This window comes from Pseudomonas sp. PDM31 (genome assembly GCF_019218965.1).
In the GTDB taxonomy this organism is placed as follows: domain Bacteria; phylum Pseudomonadota; class Gammaproteobacteria; order Pseudomonadales; family Pseudomonadaceae; genus Aquipseudomonas.
In genome coordinates, this window is the sequence record NZ_JAHUWS010000003.1 from 20,640 (window position 1) to 44,039 (window position 23,400).

General features: G+C 60.9%; 20 protein-coding genes and 2 pseudogenes. 9 read left to right on the forward strand and 13 right to left on the reverse strand.

Translation table 11 applies throughout. From position 1 onward, the window contains the following. Positions 1–108: 108 nt before the first annotated feature. Entirely contained in the window at positions 109–882 is a 774-nt protein-coding gene (locus KW839_RS06570; RefSeq protein ID WP_218423772.1) for a 1,6-dihydroxycyclohexa-2,4-diene-1-carboxylate dehydrogenase, read from the forward strand. Between the two features lie 13 nt (positions 883–895). Here the strand turns inward: KW839_RS06570 and KW839_RS06575 are convergent, their stop codons facing one another. After that, entirely contained in the window at positions 896–1,258 is a 363-nt protein-coding gene (locus KW839_RS06575; RefSeq protein ID WP_218423773.1) for an NUDIX hydrolase, read from the reverse strand. A gap of 209 nt (positions 1,259–1,467) precedes the next feature. Here KW839_RS06575 and KW839_RS06580 point away from each other — a divergent pair, with 209 nt between their 5' ends. After that, positions 1,468–1,668 carry a hypothetical protein gene (locus KW839_RS06580; RefSeq protein ID WP_060541768.1) on the forward strand — a complete coding sequence of 67 codons (201 nt, stop codon included), beginning with the start codon at positions 1,468–1,470 and terminating at the stop codon, positions 1,666–1,668. 168 nt (positions 1,669–1,836) lie between these two features. Here KW839_RS06580 and KW839_RS06585 read toward each other — a convergent pair whose 3' ends face one another. Then, positions 1,837–2,076: a hypothetical protein gene (locus KW839_RS06585; RefSeq protein WP_060541767.1), complete on the reverse strand. Its 240-nt coding sequence runs from the start codon at positions 2,074–2,076 to the stop codon at positions 1,837–1,839. 167 nt (positions 2,077–2,243) lie between these two features. On the opposite strand from KW839_RS06585, the gene KW839_RS06590 reads away from it, so the two are divergent. Both KW839_RS06590 and KW839_RS06595 read left to right on the forward strand, forming a co-directional pair. Then, on the forward strand, positions 2,244–2,462 hold the full coding sequence (locus KW839_RS06590; protein ID WP_060541796.1) for a hypothetical protein: 219 nt from the start codon (positions 2,244–2,246) through the stop codon (positions 2,460–2,462). 82 nt (positions 2,463–2,544) lie between these two features. Continuing rightward, on the forward strand, positions 2,545–2,880 hold the full coding sequence (locus tag KW839_RS06595; protein WP_060541795.1) for a hypothetical protein: 336 nt from the start codon (positions 2,545–2,547) through the stop codon (positions 2,878–2,880). Between the two features lie 3 nt (positions 2,881–2,883). Here the strand turns inward: KW839_RS06595 and KW839_RS06600 are convergent. After that, a pseudogene (locus KW839_RS06600) lies at positions 2,884–3,246 on the reverse strand (Rrf2 family transcriptional regulator); the annotation flags it as partial. On the opposite strand from KW839_RS06600, the pseudogene KW839_RS06605 reads away from it, so the two are divergent. The 4 genes and pseudogenes from KW839_RS06605 to KW839_RS06620 all read left to right on the forward strand — a co-directional run. Next, positions 3,236–3,538: pseudogene (locus tag KW839_RS06605) on the forward strand (NAD(P)/FAD-dependent oxidoreductase); the annotation flags it as partial. The pseudogenes KW839_RS06600 and KW839_RS06605 sit on opposite strands and share 11 nt — an antisense overlap. 157 nt (positions 3,539–3,695) lie before the next feature. Then, a complete protein-coding gene (locus KW839_RS06610) occupies positions 3,696–4,985 on the forward strand; it encodes an FAD-binding oxidoreductase (protein ID WP_218423774.1) in 1,290 nt (429 codons plus the stop codon). Between the two features lie 10 nt (positions 4,986–4,995). Next, positions 4,996–5,550, forward strand: coding sequence for a helix-turn-helix domain-containing protein (locus KW839_RS06615; protein ID WP_060541764.1), 555 nt, complete (start codon positions 4,996–4,998; stop codon positions 5,548–5,550). 21 nt (positions 5,551–5,571) lie between these two features. Next, a complete protein-coding gene (locus KW839_RS06620; protein ID WP_218423775.1) occupies positions 5,572–6,918 on the forward strand; it encodes a glutamine synthetase family protein in 1,347 nt (448 codons plus the stop codon). A 460-nt stretch (positions 6,919–7,378) separates the two neighbouring features. On the opposite strand, the gene KW839_RS06625 is transcribed toward KW839_RS06620, so the two are convergent. Then, a complete protein-coding gene (locus KW839_RS06625) occupies positions 7,379–8,167 on the reverse strand; it encodes a helix-turn-helix domain-containing protein (RefSeq protein ID WP_060541762.1) in 789 nt (262 codons plus the stop codon). 84 nt (positions 8,168–8,251) lie between these two features. Here KW839_RS06625 and KW839_RS06630 point away from each other — a divergent pair, with 84 nt between their 5' ends. Continuing rightward, a complete protein-coding gene (locus KW839_RS06630) occupies positions 8,252–9,250 on the forward strand; it encodes a bile acid:sodium symporter family protein (RefSeq protein ID WP_218423776.1) in 999 nt (332 codons plus the stop codon). 159 nt (positions 9,251–9,409) lie between these two features. Here the strand turns inward: KW839_RS06630 and KW839_RS06635 are convergent, their stop codons facing one another. The 9 genes from KW839_RS06635 to tssJ form a co-directional block, all read right to left on the reverse strand. Next, a complete protein-coding gene (locus tag KW839_RS06635; protein ID WP_060541761.1) occupies positions 9,410–11,116 on the reverse strand; it encodes an amidase in 1,707 nt (568 codons plus the stop codon). 286 nt (positions 11,117–11,402) lie between these two features. Further along, the gene (gene tssA, locus KW839_RS06640; RefSeq protein WP_218423777.1) at positions 11,403–12,500 is read right to left on the reverse strand and encodes a type VI secretion system protein TssA; all 1,098 of its coding nucleotides are present in this window, start codon (positions 12,498–12,500) and stop codon (positions 11,403–11,405) included. A 93-nt stretch (positions 12,501–12,593) separates the two neighbouring features. Beyond that, entirely contained in the window at positions 12,594–13,112 is a 519-nt protein-coding gene (locus KW839_RS06645) for a type VI secretion system tube protein Hcp (protein WP_034150979.1), read from the reverse strand. Between the two features lie 163 nt (positions 13,113–13,275). Next, on the reverse strand, positions 13,276–15,750 hold the full coding sequence (gene tssM / locus KW839_RS06650; protein WP_218423778.1) for a type VI secretion system membrane subunit TssM: 2,475 nt from the start codon (positions 15,748–15,750) through the stop codon (positions 13,276–13,278). Then, positions 15,747–16,673: a type VI secretion system-associated protein TagF gene (tagF, locus tag KW839_RS06655; RefSeq protein ID WP_218423779.1), complete on the reverse strand. Its 927-nt coding sequence runs from the start codon at positions 16,671–16,673 to the stop codon at positions 15,747–15,749. Before tagF ends, tssM begins: the two co-directional genes overlap by 4 nt. 31 nt (positions 16,674–16,704) lie before the next feature. Beyond that, complete coding sequence (locus KW839_RS06660; protein ID WP_218423780.1) at positions 16,705–20,571, reverse strand: type VI secretion protein IcmF/TssM N-terminal domain-containing protein; 3,867 nt, start codon at positions 20,569–20,571, stop codon at positions 16,705–16,707. A gap of 30 nt (positions 20,572–20,601) precedes the next feature. Continuing rightward, positions 20,602–21,315, reverse strand: coding sequence for a type IVB secretion system protein IcmH/DotU (gene icmH / locus KW839_RS06665; protein ID WP_218423781.1), 714 nt, complete (start codon positions 21,313–21,315; stop codon positions 20,602–20,604). Further along, positions 21,312–22,655 carry a type VI secretion system baseplate subunit TssK gene (gene tssK / locus KW839_RS06670; protein ID WP_218423782.1) on the reverse strand — a complete coding sequence of 448 codons (1,344 nt, stop codon included), beginning with the start codon at positions 22,653–22,655 and terminating at the stop codon, positions 21,312–21,314. The genes icmH and tssK overlap by 4 nt, the downstream gene beginning before the upstream one ends. Then, positions 22,652–23,398, reverse strand: coding sequence for a type VI secretion system lipoprotein TssJ (tssJ, locus tag KW839_RS06675; protein ID WP_218423783.1), 747 nt, complete (start codon positions 23,396–23,398; stop codon positions 22,652–22,654). The genes tssK and tssJ overlap by 4 nt, the downstream gene beginning before the upstream one ends. Between the last annotated feature and the right edge of the window lie 2 nt (positions 23,399–23,400).

Here is a 23,400-nt window from a genome sequence, read left to right on the forward strand (position 1 = left end):
GAGGCCGGAACATTCCGCAGAAATGTTGTGGATGGGGCCGCCATCGTCGGAACGCCGCCCGTAGCAAGCTTGCTCCCGCAGGATTCGTCATTAACCGATGAGGTACACATGAACAGATTTCACGAAAAAGTCGCGCTGATCACCGGCGCTGCCCAAGGCATCGGGCGGCGTGTGGCCGAACGTATGGTGGCCGAAGGGGCGAAGCTGATCCTGGTCGATCGCTCCGAACTGGTGTTCGAAGTACAGCAGCAGCTGGCACCAACCTGCCAGGTGCTGGCCCTGACCGCTGACCTTGAGCAATACGAGGAATGCCGCCGGGTCATGCATACGGCTGTCGAGCATTTTGGTCGTCTCGATGTGTTGATCAACAACGTCGGCGGCACGATCTGGGCCAAGCCCTTCGAGCACTATGAAGCAGCGCAGATCGAGGCCGAAGTCCGCCGCTCGTTATTCCCGACCTTGTGGTGCTGTCATGCCGCGCTACCGTTCATGCTGGAGCAGGGCAGTGGTGCAATCGTCAACGTTTCTTCCATCGCCACCCGCAGCGTCAACCGTGTGCCCTACGGTGCGGCGAAGGGCGGGGTGAATGCGCTCACTGCTTGCCTGGCCTTCGAGACCGCTGGTCGCGGCGTGCGGGTCAATGCCACAGCACCGGGTGGTACCGAAGCGCCACCGCGGATTATCCCGCGCAACAGTGCCGGGCAAAGTGACCAGGAGAAAGTCTGGTATCAGCAAATCGTCGACCAGACCCTCGACAGCAGCCTGATGAAACGCTACGGCACGCTGGATGAACAGGCAGGCGCCATTTTGTTTCTGGCCAGCGACGAAGCGTCCTACATCACCGGCATGGTCATGCCCGTGGGCGGTGGCGATCAGGGCTGAGGCAAGAGGCTCACTACAAGCGACGCAAAAACGCCCTGACAATACTGAGCGTAGCGTCGCTGGTGTTCAGGTTGTGCACGGTTTCCAGGGGATGCCAGATGCAATCGATGATTTCGTTGTGCGGGCGGACCTGATGCAGGTTCAGCACCGACACTTCGTAGACATGATGGCAAGTAGTGCCTGATTCCAGCGCCATCAGGTACACCAGCTCATCGACCCGCAATCCGGTTTCTTCCTGCAGTTCGCGAATGGCGGCATCGGCGACGGTTTCGCCAGGCTCGACCTTACCCCCCGGCAGCGTCCAGCGGCTTCCGGCCTTGCGCACCAGGAGAACATGGCGGTCCTGCTCGCAAATGACCGTTGCTCGTATTTTCATGGATTACCGGTTGTCGTGGATTGGAGATCCAAACGCAAAATCGGGGCCAGTGACTGTTTCGGCTGGCAACGGAATATTTTGAGGGATGAATACGCCGCAAAGTGCCATTAATTTTGGAATTTATGTTGCGACGTCTGGTCGGTATTTTCGAGAACGGTAGGTGTAAGGTGGGTCTGTCAATCTGACATCCCTGCCGAAAGGAGGAGACGATGAGCGTACCGATGCTGAACAAAATGCATATGAACGGTTATGACGTACTGAGCGTGAACAATGGTCCGTGGCGGGTATGCACCCGGGGTGACCGGCTTGGTTCATTCGGCAGTAGAGAGGAGGCACTGGCATTTGCCGCGGCGCTTCCTGGCTACCGGGCCCGAACCGGCAAGCCTGCCGGTGACCACCAGCAAAGATGATTGAAACTTGCTGGCTGCAGGAGCGAGCTTGCTCGCGATGGTGTTAAACGATAACGCGTGCTTACTCGTTTAACGCGGTGTTCTCAAAACCATCGCGAGCATGCTCGCTCTTACAGTGTCACCGCGACCACCGGGTTGCGGGACAGGGTGTTCACGACAAACAGCCCGCTATGGGGTTTTATTGCGGCTGATCAATCTCGCTTTCACTTCTTCGGCATAGCCGGACAACTTTTCTTCATCGCCCTGAAATAACGAGCACAGCCGCTGCATGGCTTGTGCATCGGCTTCGTTCCCGCTCAGGCGCAATTGCTGTTCTATGCGTAAAAGTTCTACCGCCGACCAGCGCAAATCTGACGCCAGTCCTTGCAGGTCGCGTCGAAGTTCCTGTTCTGCTTCGTTAAGCCACATGATGATCTCCTGATTTCACGTTCCGAAATTTTAGACCGCTTTACGCCATGGGGCGTTGTGTTCAGCAGGTGGGTTTGCGCCACCTTTGGTCGGGAAAACCAAGGCGAAGGGCAAACTGCGTTGTCCTACTCATGTATCGGCTTATCAGCAGAGCGGGGCGACTTCCAATGAGCACTACCGATGATTTCAGGGCCCGGGCCCACGAGCTGATCGTTGATCTTGACGCTGCCACGACCCAAATGATGCAACTGGTCAGCGCCCACCAACTGAGCGGGCCGGAATGGGAGCGGGTCACTCAATGGCAGCATGAAGCGTATGAGCGGTGGATGGCCTACCTGAACGAACGGAACTATCCGGGGGGAAGCGGTCACAGTGTCGGCCTCTGATTTCGCTCTGGCCAATGGCCGCGCGGTAAACGACGGGCTACAATTTTTCCAGGACATTTTTTCAGAACTTAAGGGAAGCATCATGCGGGTGTTGATCGGGGGAGTTGTGCTGGCGTTGCTGGCAGGGTGTTCGTTGCCGGCGTCGGTGGTGCCGGGTGAGCCCAATTTGAATAAATTCAGTGAGAAGCCGCCAAAGGAATACGCAGCGTGCGTGTTGCCTGTCTGGCAGCATGAGGTATCGGGCTCGACCCAGTCGTCTATTTCCAACGGCTACCGGATCACTGCGCCAAGCGTGATCACGGCTGACGAAATTGTCGATATCGTGAAATCGAAAAATGGCAGCCGGGTATCACTGTACCAAGGGCCGCCTTGGGCAAAATCAGGAGACCTGCGCAAAGCGGTACGCGACTGCCTCTGAGTATCACTCGCCAATATCGGTCAACGGGATCAGCGGGGCGCCTTGGCTGGCGCTTTGGCTGGCGCTTTTCCTGTCTCGACGATCATTCATCCAGTTTTCCACTCGCTCGCCGAACTCCGGCGGGGCCTTGCGCCCGACCTTTCTGGCAATGTCGAGGATGGTTTGCTGGGCGAGAGCTTCTTCCATGCGCTTCTTCGCCACCATCATTGCGCCATTGATCGCACAAGGGCCGTCCAACGCCCATTCCGGTGGCGAACCGTCAAATAGCGCGCAACGGCCGCGAACCTCCCGGCATTCAAAAATGGACTTGCGGCCGTCGATGGCTTTGACGATATCCAGCAGGGTTATTTCGTTCGGCAACTTCGCCCTGATGACCTGCCAGCACGCCATTTCGCTGGGTCGGCATGCCGGTAACAACGTGGCCGCACACATCCTCGGCGTGGCCCCGACGCCGTACAGCCAGCCAAAGTACGTGACCTGTCTGGACCTGGGTGCCTGGGGCGCGGTGTACACCGAAGGCTGGGACCGTCAGGTCAAGCTCATCAAGGAGGAGGCCAAGGCGCTGAAAACCCAGATCAACACCCTATGGATCTACCCGCCTGCAGCCGACCGTGCCACTGCGCTGGCATCGGCCGATCCAATGATTCCTGTGGCCTGAGCCGCCAGTGGCAGTGATCCGCTAACGCGGTTCAACTAAAGAAATCCCGCCCAAGCCAACTTGGGCGGGATTTTTTTTGCGCCTGGAAACATTGCTTGTGTGAAATTTACCGTGTATTTTTTCATGAAATTATAAGTAGAAAAATTCACGACCCCTTATGTTTCAGCAATCCACCCAGCATGTCGCCAGCTATTACGCTCACACCTGTGCCGATCGCCTGGTGCATCGAGCAGCGCTGGAGGGCGAGCACGACACCGAAGTGCTGATCATCGGCGCCGGTTTCAGCGGCTTGCATACGGCCTTGCGCCTGGCGCTGGCCGGCAAGCGCGTGACTGTGCTGGAAGCCAGCCGGGTGGCGTGGGCCGCGTCGGGCCGCAATGGCGGACAAGCAATTCTCGGTTGGTCGTGCGACATGCCACCGCTGGAAGCCGCGCTGGGTCATGAGCGGGCGCGGCGCTTGTGGGACGGCATGCGTTGGGCGGCGCGGGAATTGCGGGACCTGCCCGGACGCGAAGATTTCGATTGCGACTATCGCCCCGGTCACCTCTGGACGTCGGTCATGCCGCGCCGGGTGGGCCTGCTGACGGACTGGCAACACGAGGCGAGCCACAAGTGGGGCCACGATGGCCTGCAATTCATTCCACGCCACCAATTGCCCCATTGGGTTGCCAGTGAGCGCTATCAGGCGGGCCTGTTCGACCCCGAAGGCGGGCACCTGAACCCGTTGAAACTGGCCCTCGGCCTGGCGAATGCGATTGAGCGCGCCGGTGGCCGTATCCACGAGCAAAGCAAGGCGCTGGACTACCGCGAAGAGGGCGACCGGTTTGTCGTGTCGACGCCGCGCGGTCTGGTCCGCGCCGATGTCTTGGTGCTGGCCTGCAACGCCTACCTCGACCGGCTCGATCCGCAACTGGCCAGCTGTGTGCTGCCGGTCGGCACCTACCAGGTCGCCACCGCGCCGCTGACAAAAGACCAGGCCATGACGCTGCTACCGAATAACGTGTGCGTCACGGACAACCAGTTTGTCCTCGATTATTTCCGTCGCACACCGGACAACCGCTTGCTCTTCGGCGGTGGTTGCACCTACCTGGGCGGGATGCCCAAAAACATCGCGGCGGCGACCCGGCCATTCCTGCAAAGGGTGTTCCCACAGCTCGCCGGCGTGAAACTGGAATTCGCCTGGGGCGGGCACATCGACCTGACCCTCAAGCGCACACCGGATATTGGTCGACGCGGCGAGCTTTACTGGATGCAGGGTTATTCCGGGCATGGCGTATTACCGACATTGGCCGCCGCGCGGGCGGTGTCCGACGCGATACTGGGCCAGCCGGATGAGCTTGGCCTGTATCAGGGATTGAGCAATGGCCGTTTTCCCGGCGGCAAATACCTGGCCGCTCCGCTGGAAGCCATCGGCAAGGCCTGGTACCGGCTGCGTGACAGCATTTGAGGGACAGTTGATGGACATGCAAGAAGAAATCTCCGCGCTGGCGATCCTGATCCAGGACCTGCGCAAGCACAAGAAGTACACCTTGAAGGAGCTGGCGGACAAAATCGGTCGCTCCGTCGGTTTTCTCTCTCAGGTCGAGCGCGGACTGTCCCGTCCCACGGTGGCGGACTTGACCGCCATCAGCGAAACCCTAGGCGTACCGACCACTTATTTCTACAGCCTGCCCAAACCCATGGCCCTGTCCTGGGTTACGCGCCCCGACGAGCGTCGCACGCTGTACTACGCCGACGGCATCACCGACATCATGGTTTCGCCGAAGATGCGCGCGTCTTTTTCCATGCTCGAAAGCCAGCTGGAGCCTGGAGCCAGCAGCGGTGACAGGCACATGAAGGACAGCTCCGAGCAGGGTGGCTATGTGCTGGAAGGGCAATTGACCCTGTGGCTCGACGGCAACGAACCGGTGACCTTGCACGCAGGCGACAGCTTCCAGCTGGCCAGTCATGCGCACTGTCGCTACGGCAATCTTTGCGACCAACTGACCCGCGTGCTTTGGGTTTACACCTGAAAACAACCAGGAATAAAAAAGATGGATGCTGTGTGCTCTGATCTGCTGGCCGAGGTTCGTAACTTCCGTCACCGCCACCCGGACGTGCGTTATGTCGATCTGATTGCCCTGGACATTCCGGGGCATTTCTACGGCAAGCGCTACCCGATCGAAATGCTCGAAAAAGTCGCTGCCGGCAGCGCCCTCAAGTTGCCGCAGAACTGCGTATTGCTGGGCACCCAGGGCGGCCTGTTCAAGATCGGTGATTACTGTTTCAACGACGGCGATCCGGATGCACGCCGGCGCCTGGTGCCCGGCACGCTCAAGCTCGTGGGCTGGGAAAAACAACCCCTGGGGCAAATGCTGATCACCTCCGACGGCACCGAAAAACCGATTGAATTCGAACCCCGTGAAGTCCTCGCCCAGGTGCTGGCGCGTCTGCGTGGCAAAGGCATTTTCCCGGTGGTGGCGTTCGAACTGGAGTTTTATCTGTTCGATAGCCGGTTGAAGGATGGCTTGCCGCAGTTCCCCCGGGATGAGCTGACCGGGGACGCCGATGATCAGCCGAACATGCACATCGAACGCCTGACGCGATTTGCCCCGGTGCTCGATGAAATGGTCGAGACCGCGCGGGCCCAGGGCGTCGATGCCACGGTGATCACCGCCGAACTCGGTCCGGGCCAGTTCGAAATCAATTTCGGCCATCTCGACGACGGCTTGCGCGCCGCAGACTGGGCGGCCCTGTTTTGCCGCAGTACCCGCGGCGTTGCCCTCAAGCACCACTACCGCGCCAGTTTCATGGCCAAGCCGTACCTGCAACATCCCGGCAGCGGCATGCATGTGCATGTGAGCCTGTACGACGGGGCGGGCAACAACCTGCTGGCGGCAAATGACCAGCAAGCGTTGCGTCACGCCGTGGCCGGCTGCCTGGATGTGTTGCCGCATTGCATGCCGATTTTTGCGCCGAACCATAACGCACTGCGTCGCTTGAGCGGTACGGTGAACACCGCGTCCCGCGCCAGTTGGGGCTTTGAAGACCGCGATGCGTGCTTGCGGGTGCCGGAGTCGGACCTGAAAAACCTGCGCGTCGAGCATCGCCTGGCCGGTGCCGATGCCAACCCGTATTTAGTGCTGGCAGCCATTCTGGTGGGGCTGGAGCAAGGTCTGGAGAGCGGCCGTGAACCGATTGTCCCCCTCAATGAAGACCGGGGCAGTGGTATCGACTTCCCTCTGGAGATGTTGGAGGCCGTGCAGGCCATGCAAGGCAATGCGCAGCTGCGCAAAGGCTTGGGCGCGGAGTTCGTGGACGTCTATTGCGAAAACAAGCGCCAGGATCATCTGGCCTTCATGAACGACATCAGTGCGCGGGAGTATCGCTGGTTCATGTAGGGTTATTCTTGAAAAGTTGTGCATATTTAAGGTGTTGGACGAATTAGTACCTAGATGGTGAATAAAAATATCTTGTTACAGTGTGAAATGTTCCGTAATATTCGCGCCGCGTTCACCACCACGGTTTATGCATTTTTAAATCCCGGGCGTCCATCAGCTGCCCGGGATTTTTTTTGCCTGGAATTTAGTCGGTCAGTCGGGACTGAAAAAAGCATTGCTCATTTTGTCCGGGTGCAAGGGTGTAGACAGATTTCGCGTTTGAGACAGATCAACTGTGGGAGCGGGCGGCGCTGTGTCAGTCAACATCAATGCTGGCTGTAGCGGCCTCTTCGCGAGCAAGCCCGCTCCCACAGTTGAATGTCGTTGTGCACCAATGCTGTGGACGACGCCGCGCTTTGTGGGAGCGAGCTTGCCTGCGATGGCGTACTGACAGGCAACAAACAGGTAGGGTGCAGGGCGCTCAGCGAAAAAACTCACCCGGCGTTTCGCCGAATTGCTGGCGGAACGCCGCGATAAACGCCGAAGTTGAATCATAGCCACAGGCCAACGCCACATCCGTGACCCGTTGTCCTTGCTCCAGCGGAGTCAACGCGCCCAACAGGCGCAAGCGCTGGCGCCACGCTCGGAATGTCAGTCCGGTATCCCGCAGGAACAGTCGGCTGAGAGTTTTTTCAGTCACGCCCAATTGCTCGCTCCAGTGGCCGAGCGTGGTCGACTGTTCCGGATGCAGGTCCAGGCTCTGATAGATCTGTTTCAATCGACTGTCCTGGGGCAGGGGCAGCATCAAATCGAATTGCGGCGCCTCGGCCAACTGATCCAGGATCACCTGCGCCAGGCGCCCGTGGGGGCCGCTTTGATCGTACTCCACCGGGATCTGGCTGAACGCCCGGATCAACTCGCGCAGCAGGTCGCTGACCCCTAGCACATGACAGCGCGGCGCCGCCCACGCCGTGACACTGCAATCGATGTACAGGCTGCGCATCTCCGTGCGCGGCGAGCTGAATACCCGGTGCGGCATGCCCGCCGGAATCCACACCGCCCGAGCCGGTGGTGCGACAAAGCGCCCGACGCCGGTCTGGATTTCCAGCACACCCTGGATCGCATAGGACAACTGCACCCATGGATGGCTGTGACGCCGGGTCAGGGCGCGATTGGGCAGCGATTCAGTGCGACCGTACAAGGGGCGTGGCAGGCTTGCCAGCCCGGGAATACTGCGCCGGATACTCTTGTCATGTCCTTTAGGCGGCATCTGCTGGCTCTTCGGCGTTAGTCGGTAATTCCCTGTCACGTTAGAGTCGCTTTCACGTACTGGCAACCCCGGATGATCAAACCCATGACCCGCCCTCGCTTGTTACCTGACAACTTCACCCTGACCCTGCTCGGCGTGGTGCTGCTCGCCAGCCTGCTGCCCGCCAGCGGCCAGGTCGCGGTCGGCTTTGGCTGGCTGACCAACAGCGCCATCGCCCTGCTGTTTTTCCTGCACGGCGCCAAACTTTCCCGCGAGTCGATCATCGCCGGTGCCGGGCACTGGCGCCTGCATTTGCTGGTGTTCAGCCTGACCTTTGTGCTGTTCCCGCTGCTTGGCCTGGCGCTCAAGCCGTTGCTGTCGCCACTGATCGGCGACGATTTGTACATGGGCATGCTGTACCTCTGCGCGCTGCCGGCCACGGTGCAGTCGGCGATTGCCTTTACCTCGTTGGCGCGTGGCAACATCCCCGCGGCGATTTGCAGCGCGGCGGCGTCCAGTTTGTTCGGGATCTTTCTCACGCCGTTACTGGTGACCTTGCTGCTGGATGTGCACGGTGAGGGCGGATCGACCCTGGATGCGATCCTCAAGATCAGCGTGCAATTGCTGCTGCCATTCATTGCCGGGCAGATCGCGCGGCGTTGGATCGGCAACTGGGTTGCGCGCAACAAGAACTGGCTGAAGTTCGTCGATCAGGGTTCGATTCTGCTGGTGGTCTACGGCGCCTTCAGCGAGGCGGTGATCGAGGGACTTTGGCAGCAGATTCCGCTGCTGGACCTGGTGGGGCTGGTGGTGGTTTGTTGCGTGGTCCTGGGGCTGGTGCTGCTGGCATCCGCCGGATTGGGCAAAGCCTTTGGCTTCAATCAGGAAGACCGCATCACCATTCTCTTCTGCGGTTCGAAGAAGAGCCTGGCGACCGGTGTGCCCATGGCGCAGGTATTGTTTGCCGGCAGCACCATTGGTGTGCTGATCCTGCCGCTGATGCTGTTCCACCAGATCCAACTGATGGTCTGCGCGGTGCTGGCGCAACGCTACGCAAAACGGCCGGAATCGATCCCGGAACTGATGGCCCAGGTCGATCCCTGAAACTCCGCTCCCACATGGATTTGCTGCGGACACAACATCTGCGCAAAACCACAAATCCTTGTAGGAGCGAGCCTGCTCGCGATGGACGTGAACGATAACGCGGGCATCCTGAATGCCCGCGGCGTCTTCGGGTTTTCGCGAACAGGCTCGCTTGTATGTTTAGACTTGAAGGGGCGGGGTACGCGGCGGGATCAGCCGTTTGCTCCCGGTCGACTCGAACGCCGAAGCCAGGTGCAGCAACGACGAATCGTCATAAGCGCGACCCGCAAAGGTCAGCCCCACAGGCATGCCGATATCCGGCATGACGCCCATTGGCACGGTCACCGTGGGAACACCCAGATGACGGATGGCCAGGTTGCCGTTGGCGACCCACACACCGTTGCTCCAGGCGATGTCCGCGGATTTGGGATCGACATCGGCATTCGCCGGGCCAACATCGGCCACGGTCGGGAAGATCACTGCATCGAGCCCCAGTCGGTCCATCCATTCTTCCAGATCGATGCGACGGGTCTGTTCGAGCCCGCGCAGTCCGTCCGGCACCGTGCTGATCTGATCCCAGGGCGTAATGCCGCGCTCGGCCATGCGCACGTATTCGTCCATGCCGGCGGCCAGGTCGCCTTCACGGTTGGGCAGGGTGCCCGGGTCGTGAGGGAAAATCTGCGGACCGTCGACGTCGACCAGACGGTTGAGTTTTGGATCGCCGTTGGCCTGCAGGAAATCATCGAACGCCCAGGCCGTCAGGTCCCATAGCTCATGGTGCAGGAACTCCTTGGACACCAGGCCGCGATTGAACACGGTCGGTGCGCCAGGGCGGTCACCCTCGCAATTGGACACCAGCGGGAAGTCGACTTCCAGCACCTCGGCGCCCGCGGCTTCGAGTGCCTTGCGCGCCTGCTCCCAGAGCCCGATCACCGAAGGCCGGGTATGGATGCGCTGGCCGGTGGGGCCGCCGATGCCCGGTGCTTCGCAGGTGCCGGCCTCAGGGTCGGCATTGATGTACATGCGCGGGACACCAAAGCGCTTGCCGGCCAGTGCCTCGCTGTTCGCTGCCAGCGCGGTGTAAGAAGCGGGGCGCACCGAGGAAGAGCTCGGGATCGGCACCCAGGGCTGCAGGCGCCACAGATCGCCGCGGGTGTCCGGATCGTCCGCCACCACCACGTCGAGCACTTCGAGCAGGTCCGCCATGGTCCGGGCAAAGGGCACGACCACGTCCATGGTCGGCGTCAACGGCCAGTTGCCGCGCACCGAGATCACCCCGCGCGAAGGGGTATAAGCGCACAGGCCATTGTTGGAGGCAGGGCCACGACCACTGGACCAGGTTTCTTCGGCCAGGCCGAAGGCGGCGAAGCTGGCAGCGGTGGCCGTTCCCGCACCGTTCGACGAACCCGAGGCGAAAGGCGCGGTGAGATAATCAGCGTTGTACGGGCTCTCGGCGCGGCCGTAGACTCCGCGCTGCATACCGCCATTGGCCATCGGTGGCATATTGGTCTTGCCCAGGCAGATCGCCCCGGCACCGCGCAGGCGCTCGATGGTGAAGGCGTCGCGATAGGCGATCAGGTCCTTGAAAGCCGGGCTGCCCGAAGCGGCGGTCAGGCCCTTGACCAGGTAGCTGTCCTTGGCCGTGTACGGAATGCCATCGAGGGGCCCGAGCGTCTCGCCCTTGGCCCGACGGGCGTCAGAGGCCTGCGCTTCCTTCAGCGCCTCGGGATTGCGCACTACCACGGCGTTGAGAGCGGTGGACGTATCGGCGCCGTCATAGGCATCGATCCGGGCCAGATAGGCCTGGACCAGTTCAACCGAGGTGGTCTGCCCGGACTCGAGAGCGGCACGCAGTTGGGCAATGGAAACTTCGGTAACTTCGATCATGCTGTCACCGCCGGGTGCAGGTGGAGGGGTGCTGGCGCTTCACGTTTCTCGAAAAGGACTTTCATATCGTTATTCTCGTTGCACTGTGTGACATGACAGTGTCGGGTGTTAAAAATACTGAGCACTATTTAGCATTAAACCGGGATTTGAGGAAGCCGTTGTAAAAGTTATCTTACACGCAGCAGAAAAAAGGCCACCACAACCCGACGTTGTGATGGCCTCGGATGACACATTAGCAGGTGCCCACCGTCGCGGGCCATGGCGATCAATGCGCGCCGGCGGCCGCTCAGGACTTCGCGTCCCTGGTCCCCAGTACGTCGCGGATATTGTCCACCACATTGCTGTCTTTGATCACATCGTTCAGCCAACCCTCGAGCGGCATGTTGCCCCACTTGATGGCGCGTTCGATCAGGTAGGGCACGGGGCTTTGGGGCTCGGTCTGTTTGAAGAACTGCGCAATACCCGCCAGCAGGGTGAACGCTTCATCGCGCGACTGCGGCGTGGTGCGCAGCGGCGCGGCTGAAAGGTCTTGGGGGATCTGGTTCATTGCAGCACCTGTGGGTTGTGCGCCAGCGCTTTCAGGTTCATCCAGGGAGGCAGCGGCAGGGGCGGGGTGCAGTTCGATACCCCGATCCTTGAGCAGTTTTTCGGCCAGTTGTCCTGCGCGGGACAACATGTCATTGAGTCCGGCAAAGCTGGGCGCGTCAGGGCCGAACAGCCTGTCAGCGGTGTTCTGCAACTGCTGGCACGCATTGAGGCTGGCGGCTATTTCGCCGGCCTTGAGGCGCAGGTGATCAGAGTCGGTCAGCACCACCGAACGCTGAAACACCTCGGCATTGATCTTGCCTTCGTCGAGGGCGGCACGCATGGCCTGGGGGTTTTGCAACGCCAGGTTTTCGACGTGCCGGGATTCGTCATAACGCAGCAGGCCGTACTGCTGGCCCTGGGTGATGGGCAATCCACCCACCACCTCCGCCAGGGTCGTTTTCATCCACGCCAGGCGGGCAGCGCGTTCATCGACCCCATCCTCGAGGGAAGGGAAAAGGCCGGCCCAGAAATTGTCCAGTATGCGTTCGGCCAGGGTCAGGCCAAAGGTGATACCGGTGAAATGGTACTTGTGCGCCAGGGCTTCGCTGAGCCAGGCGACGAGCATCAGGTCCTTGCTCTGTCGAGCCAGGCCCTGGGCAGCCAGGGTGAGGGTCAGATCCCAGTCGGATGACTTCAGATCGTTTTGCCAGTCACCCTGGGTCAGGTAATCGGGGTCTGCTCGCCGTGCTTCTTTCACCTGATCGAACAAGGTGGAAAAGCTCAGGTCTTCGCCGCTCCCCTCATTGATGGGCGCGGTCAGTTCGGCCAGCGAAAGGTCGTTGAGAAATTCAGACATGGGAAACTCTGATCAGAATAAAGAACACCGCGCCCGCCTGGCAGGCACGGTGTCGAAAACGAGCCGCGTGCGCGGCCCGTCATTACTACGGTTTTATGCGAAAACCTTGTTCGCAGTGCGGTCCCAGCCACCGGTAACGTTACCGCCACCCTGGCCATCTGCACGGCTCTGCTGGGTGTAGGTGGTCTTGATGCGGGCGAAGTTGAAGCTGATTTCCTCGATCGGCAGATCGCCAACCGATTTGTCCTCGCCGTTCTGGCTGCCGCCAGCGACCGCTTTCACGGACGACACTACGACTTCTTCCAGGTTGATGGTCAGGTAGGTGACCTTGTCGCCACCGGCGCGGTTCACGTTCAGCTGGATCTTGGCGATGTGAGTGCCTTTGCAGCAGGCTTCAAACAGCTTGGCAGAAGCCTTGTCCACGGCTTTGCGGATGCTGAAGTCGCTCAACGCAACACGCTCCGACGAAGCGCCGCCCGAAGAGCTGGCCGTCGCGGAAGTCGCCTGGGTTGCGCCGTACTCGTAGCCCAGCACTTCGATCCAATCCTTGTGTTTGTCGTCCAGAACTTCACCAGGAATGCCGTCGATCTGGATGTATGCGTCAAATGCCATTTCTATTTTCTCCTTACCTTCATTTAAAGGGATGTCACCTGCAAGCAGGTTACGGCCCTTCGTTTTAACCTCTTTGAAACGATCAACAGAGGTGTCTTATGCCAGCCCGGGCCACTCGTCGAGATGACCCGGATGCCGGTATTTCTTCACAAGGTGCGCACGCTCAGTTGAGTGCCCGCACTTCGATTTCTACCCGCCGGTTAGGCTCAAGGCAGTGGATCAACTGGGCTCTTGGCTGCTGCATATCGCACTTGACCAAGGGCTTGTTGCTGCCTTCGCCGACGGCTTCTACCAACTCGCCGGGGACGCCTTTGCCCACCAGGTAGGTCTTGATGGTTTGCGCCCGCTGTTTCGAAACCTGCAGGTTGCCCTGGGGGTCGCCGAGTTGGTCAGCGTGCCCGGCGATGATGATCTTGCCGATGTTGGGGGTATTGAGCAGCTTGCTGGCGATCGCACTGAGCTGGCTTTGGCCTTCAGTCTTCAGGCTCTGGAAGTCCGCACGGGCGAAAGCGAACAAGGTGTCCGACTCCAGCGTGATGGTTTCGATCGAGCGCAACGACTGGGTCAGCAGGCTGTTGATGTAGTTGCGCGAGCTGGAGATCAGGAATGCGTTGTCGAGGATCCGCGGCACGTCCGGCTCGTGGATCTGGTCGCTGTAGAAATGGATCTGGCGGCTGGCAAATTCATAGTCCTTGGCGGCGACACTGGCGTTGCCGACCTGACGGGCAATCGCCGGGTACCAGTAATCCGGGATTTTCGCTTTCAGGAACGCGGGGTCGGCCTTTTCCCGCTGGGCACGGGACAACATGACGTAGGTGTCTAGCGTCGCCTTGCCGAACTGCGCAATGGATTGCGCCCGGTTGTCATTGGGCAGCGCCTTGGGTTCGACGCTGTCCACGCCGGTCACCGGCATCAACGCTTTGGCATTGCGCTGATACACCTTGAGGGTGGTCAGCAAGTACAACGAGCGGGTCAGGTTGTCAGCCGTGGGTTTGAGCATCACGCTTTCCAGGCGGTTGAAGTAGCGGCTGCGCACCAGTGGTTCTACCTTGTGTCCTTGATAGAGTCCCAGGCGCATGCGCAGCGGCACACCTTCGTCGTGGTGTTGCGCGTAGTAATGCGCGGTCCAGAAGCGCAGGCGGTCCAGGGTTTGCCAGGTGGTGTATTGCCCGGTAGTGGAACGGTCGTCGGCAGCTGCCTGGGTCAGTTCCGCCGAGAGGCTCTGCAAGGTGTTCCTGTTGTTCAGATACGACCAGCCCAACAGGCTGCACAGCAGCACCGCGACCAGTCCGGCGCCACCGAGCCAGGCCGCCCTGCGCCGACGTTCGCGCTGATTGGTGGTGTACAGCGCCACCAGGTGCTGGTCGGGAATGATGACTTTGCGGAACAGACTGTTGATGAACAACGGGCGCGGTTGCGCCTGATCGTTGGCGTTCTCCCGCTCACCTTCCAGGGCAAAGCGCTCTGTCACCTGCCTTGCGTGACCACCCAGGTCCGGCTGCTCTGCGTCCAGCGCACTGGTGAAATAGAAGCCGCGCAGCAGTTCGGCACTTTGATAAGGGTTGGCGCGCAACAGGGCATCGACGAACAATTGCAGCCGGGGTTTGAGGGCCGCCAGTTCCAGCGGGAAGCGGTAAACCGCAGAATCCTGGCGGGTGATCTGGATGTCCTGGGTGACCAGTTGCTGGCTCGCCACTTGTTGCCAATAGCTGACCAGCGCGTCCATCGCGACGCCGAAGCGCTGCCCCCAGTCGGCCTGCTCATAACCTTTGTGGGAGAAGGTCTTGCCCATGACTTCGCCGCGTGCGACTTCATCGAGTTGGCGGTAGAAGGGCGCGAAACCGGGCACCAGGTCGCACTTGGTGAATACCAGGTAGACCGGCAGGCGCACTTCCAGCAAGGCATGGGTTTCCTGGATGCGTTCGCGCAGGCGCTTGGCGATGCGCTCCTGATCTTCGAGCGAGGCTTGCAGGATGTCGTGGATGCTGACGGTGACGATCAGGCCATTGAGCGGCCGGCGCTGGCGATGCTGGCGCAGCAACTGGAGGAACGCGCGCCATTTGCCGGCCTCTTCCTGGTTGTTCATGTAGCGCCCGGCGGTGTCCAGCAGGACTGCTTCGGAGCTGAAGAACCAGTCGCAATTGCGCGTGCCACCCAGGCCTGCGACCCGCACGCCTTCGCGCTCGGCGTAGGGGAAGTTCAGACCCGACTGGTAGAGCATGGTGCTCTTGCCTGCCGCCGGCTGGCCGACCACCAGATACCAGGGCAGGGCGTACAGCGCATCCTTGGGATTGCTGCCCCGTGGCTTGTTGTTGTGCAAGCGCTCGATACTCTGCAACAGCCGCTCGCGCAGCAGGCTGACTTCCTCGCGATCCGCCGGGCTCGCGTTCAACACGGCCTGGTCGGCATCCTCGCGCAGCAGTCCTTCGAGGTTGTGATGCCGGGACACGCCGCGGTCAAGCAGCAGCACATAACCGGCGGACAGGCCGAGGAACACCCCGATGCCGGTCAGCAGGCTGTTGAGCGAACTGAAATCAAATGCACGCCCGATCCCCCACACCACGAAGATCGTGAGGAAAAAGCACACCCCCAGGATGTAGGGTTGATAGCGCAAGAAGTAATACTTGATCTTGTTCATACAGGCTTCGAATCCAGGGCATCGACAAAACGGTCGATAACGTCACCCAGCGGGCGGTCGATTTCGGGAAAGGCGTGTTTTCGGTGGTGCTCGTCAAAGGCATCGAAAGACGCCAGCACGTCATAGCTCTGTGAGCGCTCATTGATGCCGGTCAGCAGGCGGTAGGCATCGCTGGTATTGCGTGTGGCAAAACAGATCAGCCGGGGACGCATGAAGTCGTCCGCCAGCAGGCTGATCTGCGGCACCTCACGCTGCGCAGTCATTTTCGTCAGCCAGGTGACCCACAGATCGGCGGTCGGGTTCTTCAGGCCCCTTTCCGCCGGCAAGGGCAGGGTGATGCCGATCGGGCTTGTCAGGTCGAGGTGCATTTTCAGGGCCTGCAGTCGGGTCAGCACGGCGTTGGTGACGAACTCCGGGTAGGCGCCTGCGAGCGCGGTACTGATATCGCGCAGGTTGAAGTTCACCAGGAACTTGTCATGTACACGTCGGAACAACTCGAAGTCCTGGCCTTGCAACGGGCGCAGGGCCTTGATGCGCTCGAACAGCACCGCAGTGCTTTCACCCTGGACGGCCAGGTGCAGCAGCGGCCGGATCTGCCCGCTGAACAGTTCGCCCAGGGTGAACGGGTTGACCAGAGGCTCGGCTTCGCTGGCCTTTAGGGTCTGGAAAATGAAGAACGGATAACGCCGTCCACTCGCGTCCCTCGAGCTGATCAGCCCGCCCAGCAACCAGTTGCCGCTGCGTGCGCGGTAGCTGAAAAAGCACAGCGGCAGCGCGTCGAACAGCTCGCGCCAGTCTTCGCGATGCTGCAGGGCGGCCAGTGCACCTTGCAGCCAGCGATCGAACTCGCAGACCTCGTCGCCCGCACCTTGCAGGCTGACGAAGTCCGGGCTCGCGGGCACCTTGCCGAAGCAACCGATCATTGGCCGGTTCCCTGGTTCAGGTTCCGTTTGCTCACAGCGGGCGAGCCTCTGCGCCATTGAGCGCGCCCAACGCCTTGACGTTGGCCAGGTCGGTCAACTTGACGCCGCCGTAGTTGCGTACGGCGAGGCTGACCGGGCCACTGCTGGTGTTCCAGCTGAAGCGTTGCTGGATGCCGTCCAGATCGCTGACCCGTGCGCTGTCGTTCATGCGCAGCAGGCCCCAACGGCCCGGGTAGTCGAACACAGTGATGCGTTCGCCGCTCAGGGTCACCACATCCAGGCGTGCGCCCGGCGTGGTGGTCGTGCCCGGCCACGAGAAGCGGCTCCAGCTGGTCCGGCCGTTGCGGTAGTGCTGCACCTGGCCATCAAGGGTGAAGATGATGTCGGTCAGGTTGGCGGAAGGTTCGAGCATGATCTCGAAGCCGTTGTCGCGGTCCGACAGGCTGGCGATCACCTGGCCCAGCGAGCTGGCCTTGTCGATGCTGTTGACCATGTTCGGGTTGACCAGCGGGGTTGCCTTGCTGTTGCTGCTCATCCCCAGGCCTTCGCCACCGGACAGGTTGCCGATTTCGTTGCGCTTGAAGTTCGGCAGCAGCCCGGATTCGGGGTCGACGAAACGCTGCAGATCCTTGACCGAGGCTTCGTTGCGGCTGCCAGGCGCGATCGGGTAACGGTGCGCCATGACCTGCTCCCAGGGCTTGGCGATCTGCTGTGCCCAGGCCTTGGCAATCTGTTGGCCGGCCGGGTCGCGCAGGGTTTCCCAGGCAAACTGGATCGGCGAACTGAACAGACCCTGCAACGAAGCGGACAAGCTACCCTGGCTGGTGTCGACGGTGGTCTCGACATAGTTGCGCACGCTGGTCACTTCGCTTGGCGACCCTTCAAGGGTTTCGCTGATCAGCTGCTTGCTGCTCTTGCCAACGTCCTGAGAGCGCTGGATATTGTTCATCCGCACCTTTAGTTTGCGCAGGGCCGCGAGGTAGCGGTCCATGATCGTGCTGTCGGCGCCTTCGGCGTTCTGCACCGCGAACACCCGCGACACAGGTTCGAAGCGCTTCGCCAGGCTGCCGTCGTCGACCGCTGGCAATGGCGAAATCAGCGCGCCAGGCGATGCGTTGTTTCCGTCGAAGATCCCGGTGACGCGGCTCCAGAATCCATCATCGGGCTTGATGCCCGCTTGCAGGGTTTCCCGGGGGACAGGGACATCCCATTGGGTGTTGTCGTTGACCGCCGTCAGGAGAATCTTCACCGGCGAGTTCTGCACGTCGCTGAGCAGCGACAGTTGCTGGGTGGCATTGGCCATGTCAGTGAAATGCCGAACGCCAACGCTGTCGATGAAGGTGTACCAGGCCTGGGTGTAGTCACGCTTGTAGCGCGCCATGAACTCACGGATGAAATTGGCTTTCTGCACGATGCTGTCGCCGCCTTCGCCATCGAGCACCCAGTCCGATTCGTTTTGCAGGTTGCCCGACACCAGCTTGATCAGTTCAGGCTTGACGAACTGTTCCCAGCCCTGTCGGGTGAAAATCGCCGGGACGGCCTCGCTGCCGTACAGCAACTGGCGACCGGGCATCGGCACCAGGTCGCTCAAGGCAACGGCCGGGAACTGACGGCTGGATTCCAGTTGCAGGCGCAGGTATTCGCGGTCTACCAGCGAGCTGGAAATCATGAAGGACTTGAGGCTGTTGCGGGTTTCGCTGATGAGCTGCTCGTTACGCGACAAGGACGGCGCCTGGCCATTCTTGAGCAATTGCACGTAGACCGGCGCGTTGTCTGCAATCACCTCGGCGCTGACAGGATTGTCGGCACTGGCGGTATTGGCCCAGGCCACGGGTAGCGTGGCGCCGACGAACTCCGGGTCGGGATGGGTGCCCGGTTTCGTGAGGATCAGGTAGAGCTTCAGCGCGTTATAGGACTCGATGATGGACGCGACTTGCCGCTCATCCAGCCGGCCGAGCATTTCCTCGGACAACGACAGCCCGCCGGTGGTCGCCGACAAATCAGCGGCATCGCCCGCAGTGGCAGGGTTGCGCAATGCGCTCAGCGCCTCGCCCCGTGCCTTGTTGGCGGCACCCTTGGCAGCACCGGTCAGGCGACTGGCCGCATCAGCGCTACTGCGTGGCAGGTTGTTCAAGCGGATCGGCAGTTTCTGCCCCGACGCGCGCGTCTTGGCTGAGTCGGCTTTGTTTGGCGCAGGCGCATTCTGCGCATCCATGGTCTTGGCGAACTCATTGAAGGCGCGCATCTGCAATTGCAGTTGCACGCTGACAGGTTCCAGCGCCTGGGTGCGCAATTGCTGCAAGTAGGCGGTCTGCGCGACGCGGTAGATATCGTCACCACGATAGAGGCCTGCGCCCAGTTGCAGCGGTACACCTTTGGCACGGTGCTTCTCGATGGCCGAGAGTTGCTCGCGCAGCAGCTCCAGGCCTTGGCCCGAGGCGAGTAAGCCGGCCTGGTCCGGGGACTGTTGCAGTTCGCTCAGTTGCTCGCGCAATGTGGCCAGCCACTGACGGTTGTTCTGGAACGACAGGGCTTGCCAGCCAATGAACGCAACCCCGGCCAGTACCGCCAGGCCCAGCAGGGCAGGGCTGGCGGAGCGGTTCTTGCCAAGGCGCGACTGATAGAGGGTCAGGTCCCGGTCCGGGAAGATCACCCGGCGGAACGTATCGGTGATGAAGTAGCTGCGGTCGCTGATTTTCTTGCCGGTGCTTGGCTCCGTTTGCTCATGTTCCGCTTGCAGGGCGAACGACTCGGCGAGGTCGTCTTCATACACCTGGCTCAGTTGCTGGTCGGTCTGCAAGGCGCTGGTGAAATAGATTCCGCGCAGCAACAGTGGCGTACTGCTGCGACGGGTCTCGGCGAAGTGCTGGAGAAACTGCTCCAGCACCCCGGAAAGCGCGGCGAAATAATTCGGGAAGTTCAGCAGGGTGCTGTTGGCATCGGCACCCAGCGCAATCATCTGGGCGTCGACGTGACGACGGATATGGCTGTGCAGGTTGGCCAGCTTGGCATCCAGCACCGGGCGCAGGCCCTGGTTGCGGATCTCGGACAACCCGAAAGTCATGCCCAGCGGCTGCTGGCGTTCGTTAAGGTCCAGGCCTTCAAACGCCTGGCTGAAGCCCGGCAGTTGATCGGTCTTGCTCAGCATCAGGTAGATCGGCGGACTGGCGTCCAGGCAGTCGTTGTATTCCTCGATGCGCGAGACCAGTTGTGCCGCGAGTTGGTTGCGCTCGGCCGCACTGAATGCCAGCAGTTCAGGCAGGCTTACCACCAACACCAGACCGTTGACGGCGGCCTTGCTGCGCTGCTTTTTCAGCAAGCGCAGGAAGGCGGCGAATTCGCTCGCCGACGGGTCGTCGCGCAGGTAACGGCCGGCCGTGTCGATCATCACGGCCTCGGGGCTGAAATACCAATCACAATGCTGGGTGCCGCTTTCGGTGTCGTTGGCGCTGCTGGCAATGCTCGCGGACAGGCCCGAGCGGGTCAGCAACGAGGTCTTGCCCGCTGCGGACATGCCGATTACCAGATACCACGGCAAATCATAAAGCGCCGACGAACCGCCGCCACCGGCCGAGCGGTCGGTGCGCAGCATGGCGACGGCGTGCTTGAGGCGTTCGCGCAGCACTTGCTGATCACGGAACTCACCGGTGGCGTTGAGCGAGCGGTCGACTTCTTTGTGCACCAGGTTTTCAAGGTTGTGTTCGGTGCGGATGCGCTCGTACTGACGCAGCACAATGATCAGCAGGTAGAAGGCGCTGACGATCGCCATCGCCTCCAGCGCATAGTCGCGCAGCCAACCCAGGCGCGGCGCCACGAACCAGCAAGCCGCCAGGCTGGCCAGCCACAGGACGGCAACGAGGAACTTAAAACTTTTCAATGAGCGCAATAATGTCTTCATGTCTTCCTGACTCGGTTACCTGACCTGTTTTCAGGCACTGAACAGCTGGCTGATTTGTTCGGACAACGCGGCTACATCCTTGGTCAGCAGCCAGTCCAGCGTCAGGTAGACACCCGTGCAGACCAGCGCGATCAGCGCCAGGTAGAGCCAAAGGGGGACTTCATGGCGCAGCATCTGCGAGACTTGTTCAGGCAGCGCCCAGTCGGGCGAGAGCGCCTTGGGTGTCTTGCGAAAGCGCGCGATGTCCTGGCCCAGGGTGTTGGCCAGGTAACGCAACTGATCCTTTTGCCCTTGGCTGAACTTGCCTTCGAATCCCAAGGCCAGGCACAGGTGGTAAACCTCGAGCACATCGAGGTTCTGTTTGACGTCGCCACGCAGTGCGTCGATCTTTTCGAAGAAGCCTTTGCCGGCCAGAAGTCCGCCGAAGTGGCGGAACTGCAAGGGATGCAATTCAAATTGCTGACGCAGTTCGTTGTCTCCGGAGCGCAACACGCTTTCATCGAGGAACGCACACAGGGCGTACTGGGTGTCTTTGACCTGTTCAACGCTGTAGTTGGCGGCTCGGGCAGCGAGTTCCAGCGTCTTGAAGAAGGTGTCGACGCTCGCCTCGAAGGCGCTGACTGACTTCACCCGGCGCCCCTTGCGCACGATCAGCGCCATGCTGATGAAGTCTTGCACGAGGTCTTTGAGCGTCGGTTTTTCACGGGCGGCCGCAGCGGCGCCTTGCAGTACAGCTTCGGTCATTTGAGTACCGCCATCAGTTCAAGCTTGAGGTTGGTGAACGCGCTGGGCGCATAGAAAGAGATGGCCTGGGCACTCATCATCCGCTCGTACACCCGGCCATGGGGTTCGATGGAGAAGTAGTGATTGTCCAGTCGCACCGCAATCGCATTGGGCAGGCGGGTCGCATGATTGAGCGTCACGCCCGGCATGGCGCTGTTGACCACCACTTCGATGTCTTCCGGCGAGCCGACCTTGAACGCCCGTGGTACCAGTTCCAGCAGGCTCGCGCCCGGCATGTCGGCGTGCACGCAGAGGTAGAAATCCGCCTCCGTCAGCCGTGGGTCTTTCAACTGCCCTTGCCAGTACGAAGGCTTGGTCTGGATCAGGTCGATCACCACACACTGGTTCGGCACCACGTTGTCGAGCAGCACGCGAATCATTTCGTCGAGCTTGACCAGCGACGCCGCCGGGTCGTGGTGGTCGTACTCGGGGATGTTGCTGAGCTGGGTGTCCAGCGAAAACGTCAGCAAGCCGCCGGCAAGTTCGGCCAGGAACAGATACAAGCGCTCGGGATGCAAGCGTGGATGCGCGAGCAAGTGCGCCAGGGCCGGGTGGGCACGGTTCACCGTGTTCAACAGCCAGAACAGGGTCACGTCGCTCGAACCGAACTCGGCAATCTGGTCCGCGCGCTCGCGACGACGGCCCGACAGCGCATTGCTTTTCGCTTGCAAGGCACCGAGCAAATGCTTGCCCAGCCCGATCAGGGTGTCATGGGTACCCAGGTGCAGCGTCGGGTGCACGAAATGCCCGTCGAGATTGAACCCGCCAATGTTGTTGCGCGACAGCCGGGCAATCGGGCACCAGGTGTAGCCATCGAGATTGTCGCCGTCGATCAGCATCACCACGTTCAGGCGCAGGCTGGTGATTTCATTTTCCAGGTCGCCTTCGTTGAGGTCCGGCAAGGTGTCGAACTGCTTGCGATAGCGCCGACCGGTCTTCTGCTCCTGGCCGTCTTCGACATAGTTCAGGCCGAAGGGCTCAGGCAGTTTCAGCGCGGCGTAGACCTTGAGGTCGTTACCCTTGAGCAAGTCCTTCAAGTCACGGGCTGCCGGCAGCGGGTCGTGCTGCGGCGCGTCGAACAGACTGCCGTCGGGAAACACCAGTTTCAGGCGTTTCAGCTGCAGGGAGCCGCTGGCAAGGGCTTCCTCGTCCACCTCGAGCAACTGCACGCCCCAGTGAAAGGGCGTGCTGCGCAGGGTCGCCTGCGCCAATTGGTGCTGGTGGAACTCATCCTGATACTGGAAATGTTGTGGCAAAAGGAACATGCCTTCGGACCACATCACCCGGCTTTGCTTACTCATTGAGCGCCTTCCAATAATGAATTCAATTTCGAGTCCACGGCTTTTTGCGCGGAGCCCGCCGCCTTGTCCTGGGCTTTTTCAATCACAGCGTCCTGTACCCGAAGGGGCAGCGTTGGCTGCTCGGGCGAGGTGGCGGCTTTGGCGAGCTGCTCCTGGGTCTTGGGCTTGTTCAGCACGTCGACGCCACTGACGGCGGATACGGTGTTGTTATCCACCAGCACCCGCAGGCCGTCGGAGGAGAACCAGATGCCTTCCTTGCGCAACGAATTGGCGTCAAACGCGACCTTCCATTGGCTGTGCTCGTCGGTGCGGAAAAAAGCCGCGACGCCGACATAGCCGGCTGCCTTGCTCAACGGCCACTTGTCGACTTGCCCCATCCCCGGCAACAAGGTGATTTCGCGGTTTTCGATCAGGGTATTGCCGAGGGCCTTTTGCGGGTCTTCCCACAGCGAGTCGGCATCCACAGAGGCAAAGCGCTCCAGCGATGTCAGCTGGTACACGCGAAGCACCACCGAAAGCGGCTTGCCGGACGCATCGGGGTTGAGTTGATTGCCACCGTCGGACGTCAGGATGACCTTCTCGTTATCGTCGAACAGCATGTCGCCGGCCCACGTATCGTCGACCCGCTTGCCGACCCGGTCGGTGACGCCACAGGCGCTCAGTACCGCCATCATCGCCAGCGCCGCAAGGCATTTGGCCAACGCTGTTTTTTCGCAACGCTTCCCTGAATATCTATTGTCCATGA